The sequence below is a fragment of the Armatimonadota bacterium genome (genome assembly GCA_037138755.1).
Taxonomy (GTDB): Bacteria; Armatimonadota; Fimbriimonadia; order Fimbriimonadales; family Fimbriimonadaceae; genus Fimbriimonas.
Genome location: JBAXHT010000001.1, coordinates 1,279,193 through 1,296,261 on the forward strand (window position 1 = coordinate 1,279,193; position 17,069 = coordinate 1,296,261).

The 17,069-nt window shown below is 55.2% G+C and carries 13 protein-coding genes; 9 read left to right on the forward strand and 4 right to left on the reverse strand.

Annotated features, from left to right (window positions below; translation table 11 throughout):
- Positions 1-47 precede the first annotated feature (47 nt).
- The 9 genes from WCK51_06060 (at position 48) to WCK51_06100 (ending at position 13,435) form a co-directional block, all read left to right on the forward strand.
- Positions 48-1,874, forward strand: a complete 1,827-nt coding sequence (locus WCK51_06060; protein ID MEI7576438.1) for a hypothetical protein — start codon at positions 48-50, stop codon at positions 1,872-1,874.
- Positions 1,871-2,737 (forward strand): ABC transporter permease, encoded by an 867-nt coding sequence (locus WCK51_06065; GenBank protein ID MEI7576439.1) that lies wholly within the window; start codon positions 1,871-1,873, stop codon positions 2,735-2,737. The genes WCK51_06060 and WCK51_06065 overlap by 4 nt, the downstream gene beginning before the upstream one ends.
- A complete protein-coding gene (locus WCK51_06070) occupies positions 2,730-3,650 on the forward strand; it encodes an ABC transporter ATP-binding protein (GenBank protein ID MEI7576440.1) in 921 nt (306 codons plus the stop codon). The genes WCK51_06065 and WCK51_06070 overlap by 8 nt, the downstream gene beginning before the upstream one ends.
- A gap of 6 nt (positions 3,651-3,656) precedes the next feature.
- Positions 3,657-5,288 (forward strand): ABC transporter permease, encoded by a 1,632-nt coding sequence (locus WCK51_06075; protein MEI7576441.1) that lies wholly within the window; start codon positions 3,657-3,659, stop codon positions 5,286-5,288.
- Positions 5,285-6,985, forward strand: coding sequence for a hypothetical protein (locus WCK51_06080; protein ID MEI7576442.1), 1,701 nt, complete (start codon positions 5,285-5,287; stop codon positions 6,983-6,985). Before WCK51_06075 ends, WCK51_06080 begins: the two co-directional genes overlap by 4 nt.
- A gap of 6 nt (positions 6,986-6,991) precedes the next feature.
- Complete coding sequence (locus WCK51_06085) at positions 6,992-7,981, forward strand: AAA family ATPase (GenBank protein ID MEI7576443.1); 990 nt, start codon at positions 6,992-6,994, stop codon at positions 7,979-7,981.
- Between the two features lie 5 nt (positions 7,982-7,986).
- Positions 7,987-8,847 (forward strand): DUF58 domain-containing protein, encoded by an 861-nt coding sequence (locus WCK51_06090; protein ID MEI7576444.1) that lies wholly within the window; start codon positions 7,987-7,989, stop codon positions 8,845-8,847.
- Positions 8,844-10,622, forward strand: coding sequence for a BatA and WFA domain-containing protein (locus tag WCK51_06095; GenBank protein MEI7576445.1), 1,779 nt, complete (start codon positions 8,844-8,846; stop codon positions 10,620-10,622). Before WCK51_06090 ends, WCK51_06095 begins: the two co-directional genes overlap by 4 nt.
- 83 nt (positions 10,623-10,705) lie before the next feature.
- Positions 10,706-13,435 (forward strand): VWA domain-containing protein, encoded by a 2,730-nt coding sequence (locus tag WCK51_06100; protein MEI7576446.1) that lies wholly within the window; start codon positions 10,706-10,708, stop codon positions 13,433-13,435.
- On the opposite strand, the gene WCK51_06105 is transcribed toward WCK51_06100, so the two are convergent.
- From WCK51_06105 to WCK51_06120, 4 genes are all read right to left on the reverse strand, one after another.
- The gene (locus WCK51_06105; protein ID MEI7576447.1) at positions 13,427-14,266 is read right to left on the reverse strand and encodes an ATP-binding cassette domain-containing protein; all 840 of its coding nucleotides are present in this window, start codon (positions 14,264-14,266) and stop codon (positions 13,427-13,429) included. The genes WCK51_06100 and WCK51_06105 overlap by 9 nt on opposite strands.
- The gene (locus tag WCK51_06110) at positions 14,263-15,339 is read right to left on the reverse strand and encodes a Xaa-Pro peptidase family protein (protein ID MEI7576448.1); all 1,077 of its coding nucleotides are present in this window, start codon (positions 15,337-15,339) and stop codon (positions 14,263-14,265) included. The genes WCK51_06105 and WCK51_06110 overlap by 4 nt, the downstream gene beginning before the upstream one ends.
- The gene (aroQ, locus tag WCK51_06115) at positions 15,339-15,794 is read right to left on the reverse strand and encodes a type II 3-dehydroquinate dehydratase (protein ID MEI7576449.1); all 456 of its coding nucleotides are present in this window, start codon (positions 15,792-15,794) and stop codon (positions 15,339-15,341) included. The genes WCK51_06110 and aroQ overlap by 1 nt, the downstream gene beginning before the upstream one ends.
- A gap of 144 nt (positions 15,795-15,938) precedes the next feature.
- Complete coding sequence (locus WCK51_06120) at positions 15,939-17,015, reverse strand: glycosyltransferase family 1 protein (protein ID MEI7576450.1); 1,077 nt, start codon at positions 17,013-17,015, stop codon at positions 15,939-15,941.
- Positions 17,016-17,069: the final 54 nt, after the last annotated feature.

Here is a 17,069-nt window from a genome sequence, read left to right on the forward strand (position 1 = left end):
TTTTTCTGAACGAAGTCCTGAGTTCATTGCGTCCACTCTATCAACTAATGCAGTGGCAACGGATGCAGTGGCGCGGAATCTTTGGGGGGATAGGCCTGGCAATCGCGGCGTTTGGCGGTGCGCAGACCGCAAGGATCAACTTGCAACTCCGACCGGTTTGGACGGGAATCTCCATGTCGCAACACATGCCCTGCTACGCCGACATTGAGAACAACGGAGTTGATACGACGGGTGTACTTTCGGAAGTTGCGGAGTACGGTGGGATCAACATAGAATATCCGGTCGAACTTCCTAGCGGAGCCCGCAAGCGAGTGCTACTTTTTTCTACTGGATACGGTACTGCCACTTTCCGACTCATGACTCGGCTTGGTGAAGTGAAGGAGCGGTTGGAAACACCCTATGGGAGTGCCGCCGCAAGCTACGGTCTGATCAGCGATAACCCTGATGACCTTGTGTTTATGCGCGGTAACTCGCGGGATTCCAGTGATCTGGGAGGCGTCCAGACCGGCGGCTGCAAACCAGAGGACGCTCCTGATCGGATCTCTGCTTACACTTGCCTGGACGTGGTTGTCTTGGGAGAGGGCACCGAACGACTAAGCGATTCTCAAGTCTACGCGATTAAGCTGTACGTCAAAAGCGGCGGTGGCTTAATCTTTATCGGGGGTGTCGCCAAGAGCGCATCGACGGACTCACGCTGGAACGATATTCGTCCGGTCACAAATCTTGCGCTCGCCAATCGAGTTGTGAATGGGAACACGCTCACCGAGCTCAACGGCTCAGTGGCACCCTGGGGAAAGCCGATTGAGTTTGAATTCGGACGAGGGTGGACGACCGATTACGGGTTCGGATCGGTAGGAATGTTGTCCGTGAATCCGTTTGAAAGTCCCGTGCGAACCTACTCGGGCCGAAGATCGATGCTCCTGAAAATTGCCCAGAGAAACCGAGGGCAGGCTGCCGGCGGATTTGTTGGCCCGTATCTCCAAACCTCGGCGAACCCCGGTTACGCAAAAAGCGGTATCGCGATTGATCCTTTCGAGATCCAAGCACCCTCCTCAGGGAGCCTCGCGTGGGTTGTGTTGGGTTACATCGTCGCAGTCATTCCGGTTAACTTTTTGATCTTGCGAAAACTGAATCGAGTTGAGCTTGCCTGGGTTACAGTGCCCATCATAAGCGTGCTGTTTAGTCTGCTTCTTCTTCGCTCGACAGTTGGACTCTACAAGTCCTCGGCGGCAACACGGACTAGGGCGGTCGTCTCGCTCGACGGACGCGGCGGCGAAGGAGTCGTTATGGGAAGAAGCGAGATGTTCTTTCCGAACGCCGACGCTCACGACCTCAAGCTGGCGAAGATGGACGGAACCTATCGAGCGCGAATGGAAAATGATTACGCCTACTATGGCAACAATCAAGCAGCGGCTCTAAACTTTGTGGACAATGGTCGCAACCTCATCGCTCCCGCTTGTGACACCACGAATCTGGCGTTTCGGGAGTTCACATACTTGCAGACGACCGACACGCTGAAGGGCATTCGGTGCGTTGCAACCAAGACGAGCGATGGCTACCGCGTTTCACTTAGAAATGAATCGCCGTTTGCACTCGAAGCGGTGAACGGATTTAGCCAAGGGTTCCGTCATCAGCCAATCAACAAGGTCGCTCCGGGACAAACCGTCGAGCTGAATTTTTCCCAGACGCAGTTCATCGCTAATCCGCCGCAGAATGGCGACCAGACCCTTCGAATCGCCAACAATCAAGCTTTGCCACTTTACGTGCAATTCGTGGTTGTTGGACCGAGATTGGGACCCGGTTGGGGATCAGCGCATCCTGGTTCGCAAATCGTCGCCGTCATCCACCCCGTCGTCACTGGAGGTCAACAATGAGTCACGCGAAAGAATGGTGGAGATACAACATCTCTCAGAACCCAATGCTCGCCGAAATTGAGCGGTTCCGGCGGAAGTTCTTCAGCTTCCGAGGACCGAATGTTCAGGCGAACGGGGGGCTGGGGCTGATCGTTGTGCTGTTCCTGTTCTACAGCATCATATGTATCTACAACCGGGGTGATATCGAGCCAATAGCGCAGCTCTCGGTCTATCTGGGTTTTGCGCTGTTTGTGATCCCGTTCATGCTCCACGCGACCATCGCAGGAGAGCGAGAACGGCGAAGCTGGGACATGCTGCTGGTCGCGCCAATTTCGCCTTCGCAGATTGTGATGGGCAAGTTTGTGGCGGCGTTTCTGGGGCTTTTGCTGACCTTCGCCCTCTTCATGGTTCCCGTGCTCATCTTGGCTGTTTACTATCCAACCATGCACTGGGATAACCTACTGTGGGGAATTGTGGTCGTGATGTGCCAGTTGCTCTCGCTGACGGCGCTGACGATTCTTATATCTGCTCGAGTGAAACGTCCGCTTATAGCGCTAGCGGTGACGATTGGCGTAGTGCTTGTGTTTTTCTTCTTTGCGCCCATGTTTCTGTCCATCGTGGATTCATTCACGAGCAAGTATCTGACGAGTGCGGTGTACCCATTTAGCGTGATTGCCGAGCTTGCCCGAGTCAACCAGCCTCCCAGAGCGTATATGGCAGGTGACGATATCGGGTCCTTCGTCAATCCGGTCCTCACGAGTCTGACGTGTGTTGTCAGCCAGCTCGTCCTCACTTTCGTCTTGCTCGCATGGGCGATCAGAACGCTCCACTTTGCCGACAACGAAGTCCGCTTCATCAACCAAAAGAAGAAGAACCATGCTTGAAGTCAAAAACCTCCGCAAAACCTACGGCGATTTCACCGCCGTCCAGGGGATTTCGTTTTCGCTGAAACCGGGCGATATCTTCGGCTTCATAGGCAGTAACGGTGCTGGCAAAACCACCACGATTCGGATGCTCGCCACCCTGCTGGAGCCAACCAGCGGGACCGCCACGCTGAACGGCGTTGACGTGGTTGAGCAGCCGATGGAAATCCGACGAATGATCGGCTACATGCCGGACTTCTTTGGGTTGTACGACGATGTCAAGGTTTGGGAATATCTCGACTTCTTCGCTAGTATCTACGGGGTTTCTCAGCGAGACAAGGTGATTGATGAGGTTCTTGAACTCACTGACCTGACGATCAAAAAGGAGGCGTTTGTGCAGTCACTGTCGCGCGGAATGCAACAACGGCTCTGCTTGGCGCGCTGCCTTGTTCACGACCCCAAACTGCTGCTTTTAGACGAGCCGGCTTCCGGCCTCGACCCTCGGGCCCGGGCCGAGCTGAAAGAGTTGATTGCTGAGCTGGGGCGAATGGGAAAGATCATTATCATCTCTTCTCACATCCTGCCCGAGCTCTCAGATTTCTGTAACAGCGTCGGCATCATTGAGCGCGGAAACCTGTTGGCTTTCGGCGATGTGGCTTCGGTTGTGCGCAGCATCCGGCCCACGAAGCTCATCAAGATTGAAGTGATGGGTGACCTTGATCCTGCCACGAAGTTCTTCTCGAACCAACCCAACACACGCCTTGGCGATGCTGCCGGTAACAACCTGGCAATCGAGTTCGACGGAGATGACTCTGCGCAGGTAGAGCTTCTTAAGAAGGCACTTGCGGCGGACATCAAAATCCTCAGTTTTAGTGAAGACACCGCAAACCTTGAGGATGTGTTTATGAAGCTAACAACCGGCGCGGTGAGCTAGGAGCTGATGCAAATCATTGACCTGAACCGCCTCCGCCGAACCTATTTCGGGAATCCGACCGCCACGCGCGATCAGCGCGTTCAGTTGCGCGGGAGCAAAGCGGTCGTCCTGTTCACGCTCTACCTGGTGATCATGGCATTGGTTTTGTACGTCGCGTATGACAGCGCGATGGGCGCGTCATCCCGCAGCCTTGCCACAGCTCAGCAGAACCTGCAGGGCTTCTACTGGGCCACGATTGGGTGTTTGGGGGTGGTCATCACGATTGTTGCTCCAGCAGTTGGGGCGTTCGCGATTGTCACCGAGAAGCAACGCCGGTCCCTCGATCTCGTCTTTTCGGCTCCGGTCGAACCGAAGTTTTATCTTGTTGGAAAGCTAATCTCGGCCTACCGATATGTCTGGCTGTTGCTCATTCTAGCGCTGCCATTTTGCGCCGTCAGCGTCACGTTGGGCGGAACAACCTGGATTCAGCTCTTCATCGCGTTCCTTCTGTTCTCGTTCTACGGCCTGGTCTGCGTAGCGTTTGGGTTGCTTCTATCAGCGATGAGCACCAAGCCGATTCCCGCACTGTGTTGGACGTACTGCGCGATTGGGGCGTACTGGTTCTTCACCTTTTACATGATGATGATGGGTATCGCTGGCGGGGCGGGAGGACGCGGCGCGTCGCCTTTCAGCAGCGTGTCACCCATCATGGCGATCTGTCCGATGACGTTTCCTTTTCAGGGCGGACAGTCAGCGATGGTGTTTGGGAAAGAAATTCCTGTCTGGCTCATCTCGATTGCGGAGCACTTGCTCGCAATCAAGGTCATCATCCTCGGCGCCGGATCAATCATGTCGCCCTCGGACGGGCGAGAAATCAAGTCGCTGCGGATTCATGGCCTGATCTACTTCGCCGCACTTGCCGCGTTAGTGGGTTGGGGCATGGCCGCCGGCACTAGTTCTAGCCTCGGTTCCTCAACGACTGGAATCTCAAGCACGGAACAGTCAGCATCCATGTTCGGTAGAGGATTGGCGGGGATGCTGTCCATCACAGGAATCTGTCTCGTGCCCTATTTGAGCACCTTTGGCGTCAACGAGTATCGACGCTTCCGGTTCAATGGACTCTTCGATTTGCGGAAGTTGCTCGGCGGCACGGTGGCCGGAAACCTCCCTTACCTTCTGCTGTTTGCTTTCAGCGGGATTGCGGGCTACGTCTTCGGTACGACTTTAGACGTGAGTACGGCGATTCTTTCTATGGGGGGGCGCGGGGTCAAGAAAATGGCAACAGGACTGGAGTTGTTCACCGAGCCCATGTTCTTGATGTACATCCTCCTCGCTGCGGGAATATGGACGTTGATGTGGGTGAGCGGGATTCTCTCTGCAGCCAAGCATCAGAACATTTCCCGAGCTCGAACAATGAGCCTGTTCTCTTTGGTTGGACTAGCCTTAGTTCCGACGTTTTTCCTAAGTATTGTCGCCCCCGAGTCGCTCGCGCGAGTTGAGGGTCTCTGGGCCTTCAACATCATCGCGAGCATCTTTTGCAACATCGAACACTCCTACTTCGCCGTGATCCACGGCGCGGTTTTGATGCTTGTTAGCCTTGTCCTCATCGTTTCGCTCAATAAGCGACTCAAACTGTTGAAAGGAGAAACTCCGTCATGATCGCCCCCGAACATCTCTCGCCGTTCCGCCGCCGCATCCGCCTGCTCTATGCGCTGCGTGGAATGTGGTTTGGCGTACTGGTCAGCGGGGCAGTTGCGGTCCTTTGGAGTTTGCTGGATTTTAAGGGAGTTTTGTACGCAGAGTGGCCGTGGATGATCGGGCTGGTTCTCTGCGGAGGCGCACTTGGCTTGTTGATCGGTTGGTTTGCACGGGTCAGCGATCAAGCTGTGGCGATGAGCATCGACCGGCGGGCGGCTCTGAAGGATCGATTGAGTACCGCGATGGAGCTTGACGAGACCGACGAGTATGCGAACGAAGTACGGCAAGACGCGCTGAAGAAGATCGAGACCACGGACCCAAAGACAATATTCCCGGCCCGCTGGGGCTGGTTGCAGAACTCGGGAATCGGAACTGCGAGCGTGGCGTTCTTGATCTTCGCACTCAGTTCTAGTTCGATTATCTCTTTGTCCGTGAGTCCGACTGACCAAGCGGAAATGAAGAAGGAAGCCGCCCGTCTCGAAAACCTAAAGAAGGCGATTTTTGATGACGGCTCGAAAAAGAAAGCAATCTCCCCCGACCTTCAGGCTCTCCAGAAGGACTTGATGAGGCTACAGAGGGATTACGAAAAGGCTCGGATCGATCCGAAGCAGGCGATGATCAAGAAGGAAGAGCTGGCCAAGGAGGCTGCGGAGCTTGCGAAACAAAAGGCAACGGAAGCCCTTGACGACATCAAGAAGGGAGAAAGCGCTCTAGAGAAGATGGAAAGGGCGGAGCTTGAGAAAGCTGGGCTGAAGGATGTGAACATGTCGGACGTTCACATGGAACCGAACGAGTTTGACCAGAAGATGCAGGATGCTCAGCAGAAAGCAGAGACTGCGAAGCAGAAAGTTGGTGATTTACAGCAGAAGCTCGACTCCTTGAATCAAAAAATGCAGAACCCAAATCTGAGTGAGGCAGAGAAGAAGGAGCTTGAGAAGCAGATGGCTGACGCCAAGAAGGCGATGGACGATGCCAAGAAACAGCTGTCCGAAGCCGAAAAGCAACTTGCGAATATGAAGCTCTCGCAGGAGGCTCGCGATGTTCTGTCCAAGCTCCAGAACGACCCACTGATGAAGGAGATTCAGAAGGAACTTGAGCGATTGCGCAAGAAGTTGAAAGAGGCCGCCAAAGGCGATGAAGACACCATGTGGAAGCCCAAGCTGACCAAAGAGCAGATGGCCGAAATGCGGAAGAAGATTGAAGACTTCTTGAAAAGCCTTAAGGACGACAAAGCTCGCGAGGAGTATTTGAAGCAGCTTTTGGAAGCACTGAAGAAAGCTGAGGAGATGGGGCAGTGCAATGGCGTTGGAATGGGATTGGGTCTAGGAATAGGAATAGGAATGGGCGGACCAGGACCTGGGCCAGACAACGACCAAATGCTCTTCGACAGTGGAGTTGTGAACAAGAGCGATCCGATCCAAGGGAAAGGAAAGGGAACTCCAACCTTTGCACCGACCGAGCGCGATCCGCTTCGACCAGGGCCCGAGATGACTTTTGAGATCAAAGCCCCGACGTTTAAGGGCACGCGTTCGAGCGTCCCGTATGAGAAGGTTCTGCCCAGCTACAAGCAGAAAGCCGAATCAGCCCTCAAGAAGCAAGACATCCCCAAGCAGCACCAAGCGCGAGTCAAGCGCTATTTCGATAGCCTGAGTAAGTAGGAAAACATGGCAGAACAAGAGGCAATCTGGTTTCGAGAAACCTTCAACCGCATCCGAACCGAGGTCGGCAAAGCAGTTGTCGGGCAGGACAACATCGTTGAACACGTCCTTATTGGCCTGGCGGCAAATGGGCACGTACTGCTGGAAGGCATGCCGGGTCTCGGGAAGACGTTGCTTGTCCGTACCTTAGCGAGCGTTTTATCGCTCGACTTTTCTCGCGTCCAGTTCACGCCAGACATGATGCCAGCGGACGTGACCGGAACGAACATTTTGGGAGAGAATCGTTCGTTCGAGTTCCGACGCGGACCGATCTTTGCGAACATCGTGCTTGCGGATGAAATCAACCGCGCGACGCCGAAGACGCAGTCGGCGCTGCTAGAGGCGATGCAAGAAAGGTCGGTCACGGTTGGCGGAAAGCGCCACGATCTGGCAGAACCGTTCCTGGTGATGGCAACCCAGAACCCGGTGGAGCAAGAAGGAACTTATCCGCTCCCCGAGGCTCAGCTTGACCGGTTCTTCTTCAAGCTAATCGTCCCATATCCTACAAAGGAAGAGTTAAAGAATGTGGTTTTGCGTACCACGGGGACCGAATCTGCGACGTTGCAGGCGGTAGCCAGTGGCGAGGATGTGATTCGAATGCGACAAGTTTCGCGAGAGGTTCCGATGTCGGAGGCTGTGTTGGACTTCGCCTTGGAGCTTTCACTATCTACCCATCCCGATTCGCCTGGAGCAGGGAAGTTAGTGCAGAAGTATGTACGTTATGGGACTTCGCCTCGCGGCGCGCAATGTCTCTGCTCGGCAGGAAAAGTGATGGCTCTGCTGGACGGTCGGTTCAACGTTGCGAAAGACGACATTAAGAAAGCCGCAGTTGCGGTGCTACGACATCGACTGATTCTGAACTACGAAGCGGAGGCGGATGGAGTGACTGCGGATCAAATCGTCGCAGATGCGCTGAGTCACCTCGAAAGCCGAGATCGCGATACGATTCGAGTCTGAAACCGATGCTCAGTCCGCGCGAAACCCGCCTGCTCGAAAGCCTGCGGCTCAACCCGAGTCGCGCCTTTCGGGGCGCGACGAAGGGCGAACGGGTGAGTAAGCGGAAGGGGATCAGCATCGAGTTTGCCGATTTCCGTAACTACTCGGATGGCGACGACCTGAGGCATCTGGACTGGAACGTCCTTGCTCGCCTCGAAACTCCTGTTTTGAGAACCTATCAAGACGAGGAGGATCTGATCTTGTACCTGGTGGTTGATAACTCGGCAAGCATGAAGTTTGGAGAACCGGAAAAGGCAGAAGTCGCGGCCAAAGTTGGTGCCGCACTTGGAACCATCGCCCTCATCGGCGGGGACGCCGTTCGGTTAGTGAATGGCTCCCATTCGGCTCCGCCTCAACAGCCGCTTCGGGGGCGATCAAATGCCAGGAACCTGTTTTCACGCCTCGAAATGCTTGAGGCTGGAGAGAAATCAGTTAGCCAGGCCATCCAGTCCTTGCTCAAAGGATCGGTGAAGAACGGCTTGGTGATTCTTGTATCAGATGGCCTTGATGAAGCCCTTCCACAAGCAATACGTGCACTTGGTGGCAGAGGGTTCGAAGTATGGATGGCACATGTTTTGGACGACGGCGAGATCGATCCCGATCTCGAAGGAGACCTTCGACTGATCGATTCGGAGAATGATCAGATCGCCGAGATCACTGTCAATCGAGATACCTTGCTCGCTTACAAAACCAACCTCCAGACTCACATCGAGGCAATCCGCCAATCCGTTCAGCGCACGGGTGGTAAGTACACCCTGGTCCAGACGAGCGAAAGCTTGGAGCACACCATCAGCCGCCGAATGAAGCCGGAGAGGTGGTTCGCATGAGTTTCCAGAATCCAGCTTTGTTATGGCTGTTTGCGCCGCTCGGCGGAACGATACTGGCGCTCTACTTGCTCCGGATGCGTCGCCAGGACGTGCGAATCCCCGCCAGCTTTTTGTGGCCGAGCCACACCGAGGAGATTCGGGCGAACAGCCTCTTTCAAAAACTACGGTTCAACTGGCTCTTGGTGCTTCAACTGCTCATCGCGGCCCTGGCCTGCGTCGCTCTTGCCCGGCCCCAGTTCAAACAAAAGGGCTTGCTGGGAACGACGACAGTCATAATCATCGACAATTCTGCTTCGATGAGAGCGACCGATGTGTCGCCAAATCGGCTTGAGCAAGCCAAGAGCCTCGCAAACGAGGCGGTTTCGTCTGCGGGGATCGGAGATCAGATCGCTATTTTGACAGCGGCAAATGTCCCGAAAGTGGTCAGTCCACTCTCTAATGACCCGGGAGCCCACCGAGCGGCTTTGAGTCAGCTGAAACCGACCGACACCGAGGGTGACATGGCGGAGGCCTTGCGGCTAGCGGCGGCTTTGGTGAGCGGGATCGACGGGGCAAGGATTCTTATCCTTTCCGACGGCTGTTTTACAAAGATCTCAGACTTCTCTCCTGGAAAAGCTGCCGTGGTGTACAAGAGTATTGGAGTACGTCAAGAGAATCTAGCGATTCAGTCGCTAGGCGCAACCAAGAGCCCGAAGGGGACGGAAGTCTACTGCGGCGTCAAGAACTTTGGCTTGAACGAAGCGAAAACCGAGGTGGCGATCTACGCGGACAACAAGCTCATCCAAGCGCAAAAGATCACGATCCCAAGTCTTAAGTCAGCCGGAATCCGCTGTTTCGCGCCCGCTGGAACAAAGGTGCTGCGAGCCGAGATCTCGACGAACGACCTCTTGCAAGCCGATAACAGGCTGACGACTCTCGTTGATCCCAATGCGAATCTATCCGTCCTGCTTGTCGCAAAAGGTGACCCGTTTCTTGAGCGTGCTCTGTTGCTCGATACCAGGGTGAGCCTAGACACAGCGAAAGAACTTCCTCTTAGCGAGGGCAAGGGGAAGCCTTCAAAGTACGATCTGATCATCTTCGATGGTGTCCCGGTTCAGCCGGTCGAAAGCCGAGGTGTGGTCTCGCTAGGAAACGGGGCTGTAAAGATCGACGGACCTAAGGCCGACGATGTCAAAGCTCACCCGCTGCTAGCGGAAACTGGCTTAGAAACTCTCTACATCGACTCCTCAAAAAAGCTCGATTTTCCCGCTGAAGCGGTCGTCATCGCATCGAGCAAAGACCGCCCTCTCGTCGCGATCCAGGAAGGCGAGCAGAAGCGGGTTTGGGTCGGGTTTGAGCCGATGAACAGCGATTTCCCATTGCAAGTCGGGTTTCCGATCTTTGTTTCCAACCTGCTTGACTTCGTCGGATCAGGTTCTCAGGAAGGCGAAATGGTGGCTTCAACGGGGCGAAGCTTCTTGTACCGAACGAATACCAAAATCGCGCTGAAAACTCCAAAGGAATGGACGCGAGAGCTTGAGCCAACAGATGGGGTGATCACGCTTCCCGGGCTCCAGGAGGCGGGCCAGTACAGCCTTGGTGACAAGAAACTCACCGTCAATTTGCGATCTGACATTGAATCCGATATTGCGGTGAAGCCCGATCTTGTGCTCGGCCAAAGTCCGGTCAAGACCACTCAAACTCCTTACCGCCTTGCCGACATCTGGCGTTTCCTCGCCCTCGCCGCCCTTGGGCTTCTCGCCTTTGAGTGGTGGTTCTATGCGAGGAAGAGTTGATCCGGTTCGCGTCGCCGGAATATGCTCTTTTGCTTCTGCCCTTAGGGCTGAGTCTGTGGCTTGGGCATCGCATGATTCGCGGGATGGCAAAGCGACGCAAGCGGCTGGCCTTTGTCTTGCGGTCATTGTTGTATCTGATCGCCACCATGTCTCTGATGGGGCCGATACTTTACCGTCAAAACCAGGGGGCATGTACAATATTCCTGGTCGACAGATCAGACTCGATACGAGACGCCGACCGCCAGAAGCAAGAGGAATTCATTTCTCAGGCGGTCGCCAAGATGCCAGATGGCGACCAGGCCGCGGTGGTTGCCTTTGGAGCGAACGCGCTCATCGAATCCGCACCGGCGGGTCGCCGCGAAGTGCGTCGAATTGAGTCGCGAGTCGAAGCAAGCAACTCCGACCTTGCCGGGGCTGTGCGGCTGGCAAGTGCCATGTTCCCGACCGGAAAAGCTCGCCGAGTCGTGATCCTCAGCGATGGGAACGAGACTCGCGGTGAGGTGCGGGCGGCGGCGGCAGCGGCAAAGTCAGACAAGATTTCCATCGACTTCGTTGCTATGGGTGGCGAGAAATCGGGTGCCGAGGCCCTGGTGAGCAGTCTCGAACTTCCGGATTCAGGGAAAGAGGACCAACCATTTGATCTAACGGTCAAGATCGACTCTCAGGGCATCGGCTCGGGAGTTCTCAGCATTGATAGAGATGGCACCATTGTCGACCGAAAGCAGGTCGCACTCCAGGATGGACGCAACTCGATCATTGTCAGGCAGGTTGTCAAAAACGTTGGGCTGGTTCGCTACCGGGCCACGCTCCAGGCGCCTGGCGACAGCGATCCGCGAAACAATGTCGGAGCTGGGTTTATCAACATCAGGGGGCGTCCGAAGCTACTGATTGTTCAAGCGAATGAGAAGGACAAATCCCTTTTCGACGCACTGCTGAAATCCGGCCTCAGCGCCGATCTTGCCTTCCCCGGCTCCCTTCCTAGCCGCCCCGAGCAGCTTCAGTCTTACGACAGTGTCATTCTGAACGACATCAATGCTACGTTAGTGCCCCCCAGTTTTCAGGAATCGCTAGTCGGAGCCACGAGGGATAGCGGCGTCGGACTTGCGATGGTCGGCGGCGAAGATTCGTTTCTGCCTGGCGGTTGGTACGGTTCACCAGTGATCGAAGCCCTGCCGGTTGACCTAAACATTCGGCAAAAGAAGTCATTGGCGGCGGCATCGGTCTTCATTTTGGCCGACTGCTCAGGTTCCATGGGCGCGACTGAGGATGGGGTTCCCAAGGTCAAACTCGCCTCTCGAGCGGCGGAGGAAACGATCAAGATGCTCGGGCCGATGGACCGAGTAGGGGTAGCGGGAAGTAGCGATGGGATCGAAATCGTGGCTCCGATGCAGAGTGCCGCCAACAAAGAGAATGCGATCATCGGAGCTCGAAAATTAGCAGTAACGGGGGGAGGAATCTACGTTCGCCCGAGCATTCTGAAAGCAGAAGAGGTTCTGAAAAACGAACCCAGCAAGACTCGGCACTTCATCCTTCTCGCCGACGGAGGAGATTCGACGGACTGGGAGGGAGTTTTTGAAACTGCCTTACGGATGCGAGCCCAGAAGATCACGACTTCGGTCGTTGCGATTGGTGATGGAAAGGACGTCGCGAACCTGCGAAAGCTCGCCGCGCTCGGCGGGGGGCGTTACTACCTTGCTCTGAAGGCAAACCAACTTCCGGCAATCTTTACGCAGGACACTTCGATCATGTCGCGAAGCGCGATTGAGGAAGGTGCATTTTTGCCGAAGGTCACGCAGCTTGATGAGTCGATTCAAGGCGTGCTTGACGCAGGAACGCCACCTCTACTTGCTTATGATTTGGTGGAAGCAAAGCCGCTGGCGAAGACCATTCTGAAGACGAAAAAGGATGATCCACTACTACTTCACGGACGAGCCGGTTTAGCTCAGACAATGGCATTCACCAGCGATGCAAAGGCTCGCTGGGCGAAGAGTTGGGTGGGTTGGGACGGATTCGCAACGTTCTGGTCTCAACAGGTTCGGGCGATTGGGCGTCAAGCACCGCAAAACAACTATCAAGTCTCGGTCACGGAGTCCGGCGGGAAGTCAAAGGTGACGGTCGTTGGGCGAGACAAGACCGGGAATCTCTTGGACGCGCCCGAGACCCCGGTCAGGGTGGCTTCGCCGGACGGCAAGAGCCAGGAACTGTCCCTGCTCCAATCCGCTCCCGGAACCTACGAAGGCGAGTTTGATGTTGGAGCGACGGGTAGCTACATCGTCAGCGTGGTCGAGTCAGACGGAAAGGGCGGTAATCGGGTTCAGACGGCGGGAGTCTCGGTTGCTTATCCCGCCGAGTACCGGGTTCTGAAAACAAACTCCAGCTTGCTGAACGAGATAGCAAGGGCGACAGGAGGCAAAAAACTCGAACGGCCCGAAGAAGTCCATCGAAAGGTGACAATCCCCGGGGAATCGCTCACGGAGATTTGGCCGACATTGCTGATGATCGCCCTCATAATCTTGCCATTGGACATCGCCAATCGCCGCATTTCCGTACCGTTTTGGAAGCTTTTTGAGCGAAAGCCCAAGCAAAAAGAGAATGTGGAAGTGGCTCGTTTGAGGAACCTGAAGCGGGTGAGAAGAGTGGCGGAGCCTGCCGAGGCACGGGTCGTTCTGCCGAGCCAACCCAGCTCAGCGGGGAGCGTCACTAAGATGGAATCGCCGCCCGTCAGCCCGATCGTAGAGGAACAAGCCTCGAATCCTGATAGCGCTGGCTCCGCCTTGCTGGAAGCGAAGCGAAAGCGTAATCGATCAGAGTAACGTGACGAGCACGTCTGCGAGGGATGGGCGGCGGACGAGGGTGCAACGAACGTCTCCGTAACCTTCGATGAGGAGCTTTTGAGCGAGCTCTTGACCTTCAAACGTCTCGACTCGCAGACCTTCAGGAATCTCGGTGACCTTAATCGCAAACGGCTCGATCATCGACCGAATTGCGTGAGACCGTGTGGTTTCAATCACTACCTCGCCCGGCACTGTTCTCGCTCGGAGGGCTTCAATGGACGAAGATGCTCTGAAACTAGAGTCCTTCATGACAACAACTCCGTCGCATTGGTCGATGATGTCGACTTGGTTGGTAGTGATAATGTGGATGGTTCCCTCCTCTTGTCTTCGCTTCTGCAGACCGTTGAGAATATCGCGACGAGTCTTGAGGTCGACCAAATCGACGAGCATGTCGATCATGACGATCTGGTTGTGTTCGCAAAAAGCGGGCAAGAGGCACATTGCGGCGAGTTGGCCGGGGCTGGCATCTGAAACTGAACTCGCTCGCGCTTCCCAAAGCCCACAAATAGTGAGCGCATCGCTTGCCCGGGAGGCCGCAGACGCGCCTCCCTTTAGACGGGCAAGAGAGTCGATTCGTCCACGCTTGGGGATCTGGCGTTCGTCTAGCAAACGCAGATCTGAGTTTGCAGAAAAGGAGCCGAGGGCTGGTCGTAACTGCCCGGCCAAGACCCTGAGTAGCGCAGTCTTACCAGACCCTGCAGCGCCGACAATTGCCACCGCTTGTCCGGGCGCAACCTCAAGACTCAGGCTCGTCCCGCCTTTGACGAGGGCGAGGTTCTCGATCCTGAGTCCGGAGGGCACGGTGCTCATGCCAAGGGCAGTTCGAGGAGCTCTTTGGTGCTTCCAGTGAGGTTGATCACGCCGGTTTCGGTGACGACTACGTTGTCCTCAATACGGCAGCCGCCCCACCCTTCCAGATAGACGCCAGGTTCGACCGTCCACACTTGACCGGGTTCGAGGACGGTTTTGCTACCTACGCCGAGGCGTCCGGTGTCATGAACGAGAATTCCGAGGCCGTGTCCGAGGCCATGGCCAAAGTGCTTCGCAAGTCCGATTTCGTCGAAGACTTCGCGGGCTTTTGCATCTACAGTTTCTGCAACGACTCCCGCTTTCATCATTTTGATGGATTCAAGCTGAGCTTTTAGAACTTGGTTGTAGACTTCGCGAGTTCGCTCATCGGCCTTTCCGACGACGACGGTTCTGGTCATGTCCGCGCAGTAGCCATCGAGCTGCGCACCGAAGTCCATGGTCAGAAATTCGCCGTTTTCGACTTGCTTGTCTGTCGCCTTGCCGTGTGGGCGTGCACTGTTGGGGCCAGAGACAACGATTGGCTCGAAAGACATATGTCCACCTTGGCGACGGATGAAGAACTCCATCTCAAGTTGAATCTCGTGCTCGGAGAGTCCCGGCTGGATGATTCGAATGAGATGACTGAAACAGGCGTCCGTCAGCTCACACGCACGTTTTAGCTTCGCGATTTCCGCTTCGGACTTGACCATGCGCAAGTTTTCGATGATATCGCCAAGTGGCTTGAGCAAGATGCCCTCCAGCTTTTCACCCCAGGTGAGATATTGGCCATAGGTCGTATTGACTGACTCGAATCCGACTTCTTTAATTCCGAGTTCCGTGAAGATTTCCGATAGAGCCTGGAAACTGGTTTTGGGAGTTGCGAAGCTCCGTATGTCCATCCCGGAAACTTGCTCCTGAGCTTGAATCGTGTATCGACTGTCCGTCAAGAAAACCACTGCGTTGGAGGTGACGATCACATAACCAAATGTCCCTGTGAATCCGGTCAGCCAAAACACATTGGTAGGAGCAGAGATGAGGGCGGCGGAGTAGCCACCTTCGGCAAGGGCAGCGCGTAGGCGAACAAGATTTGACATTAAACGACTTCCTTTTGGAGATTCAGCAAGGCTTGGATTCCGAGAATATATCCGAACCCGCCGAATCCGATAACTTGACCAACACATACGGGAGCGATCACGCTTTTGTGCCGGAATTCTTCGCGGGCGTGGACATTGGACAGGTGAACTTCGATGACGGGGAGGCGAACGCTGGAAAGTGCATCGCGCAAAGCGATGGAATAGTGGGTCAGTCCTCCGGGGTTAATGATGATCCCATCCGCCCATTTGCGGTGCTCCTGAATCGTGTCGATGAGAATGCCTTCGGAGTTCGATTGGATGATTCTCGACTCGATGCTCAGCCTCGCGCACTCGGCTTTGATGTCATCGTCAATGTCGTCAAGTGGCTTCTTTCCGTAAACATCTGGCTCGCGAAAGCCAGTGAGGTTCAGGTTCGGGCCGTGAAGCACGAGGATTTTGAAAATCGATTCACTCATCAGTGCCTACGATTCTATCCTCTGGAAGCAACTGGGGAATGCCTTCGACGATGGGATATCGGTCTCCGGTCACGGTGCAGACCAAAAACTCTCCTTCACGCTTGAAAGGGGGCCGATCCGGGTGATTTGGATTTCCAAGAATATCTAAGAGTCGTTCGTCGAACGTTGGCATGCTTCCTCATAGGCCCGGATGTGCTGCCGAGCCGACTCCGACCAAGTGAACTGCTTCTCGCGAATGAGGCCCCTCTGGCTGAATTCAGCTAGTTTACTTGGCTCGTTGAGGAGCTCTGCGATTGCGGTGGTCCACTCTGAAGCCGCATAGGAGTTCATGACCTTGGCAGCGTTTCCAGCGACTTCGGGCATCGCACCTCCGATCCCGCACATGACCGGACACCCGCAGCCGAATGCCTCGACAATGGGAATTCCATACCCTTCGTGGAGGCTGGGGGCTAGGTAAAGGGCCGCCGCCGAGTAGAGCGCGGAAAGCTGCTTTTCTGATACGTATCCAACGGACTGAATGCGGCGCGAAGCAAGCTTCTGGGTTGCTTTCCCCGTCACGATCAGCTTGTGGGGGAGGGCGTCTGGTAGGCCATTGACGGCCGCAACGGCAAGTTCCTGGTTCTTCCGGGCCCAGTTGGTTCCGACAGTCAGCAAGAACGGCTCTCTTACGCCAAGCTCTTTGAGGATTCTCTCCCGTTCGAGTATTTCCACAGGAGCGATCCACGGGGGACGGGCGTTATACGCAACCACGACTTTTCCTTTTGATGCAGGGATGAACCGTTCAATTTCGGCTTTTGAGGAGTTGCTAACGGTCAGAATTCGCTTCGCCACTTTTGCGGCGAGTGGGATTGAGCGACGCAGCGAGCGAAGGTCTCCGGCTGAAAACCATTCGGGTCCGATGTAGAACGAGGTGTCGTGGATGGTCGTGACACCGTTTTTTGCAAGAGGACTCAGAGAATATTGAACGTGTAGCACGTCAGCTTTCAGCTTCCTGGCAGCCATCGGGAGCTTCACAAGGCTCCAGAGGCGACCTCCACCAGGAATTACTTCCCATTGGCAATTTGGTCCGAACGGAACTTCCCGCGACCGGGGCTTGTTAGAGAAGAAGATAATCTCGTGTTCGGAATGTTCGCGGATCAAAGTGTCGACGAGGCAAGTCCAATAGGTGCTGTCGCCGGTATTTGTTCCGCTGATCAACCGGGCATCAATCGCAATTCTCAATTCAGGACTCTCCTTGGCAAGAAACTTGCGAGCGTCAACATCTTCTACAATAGT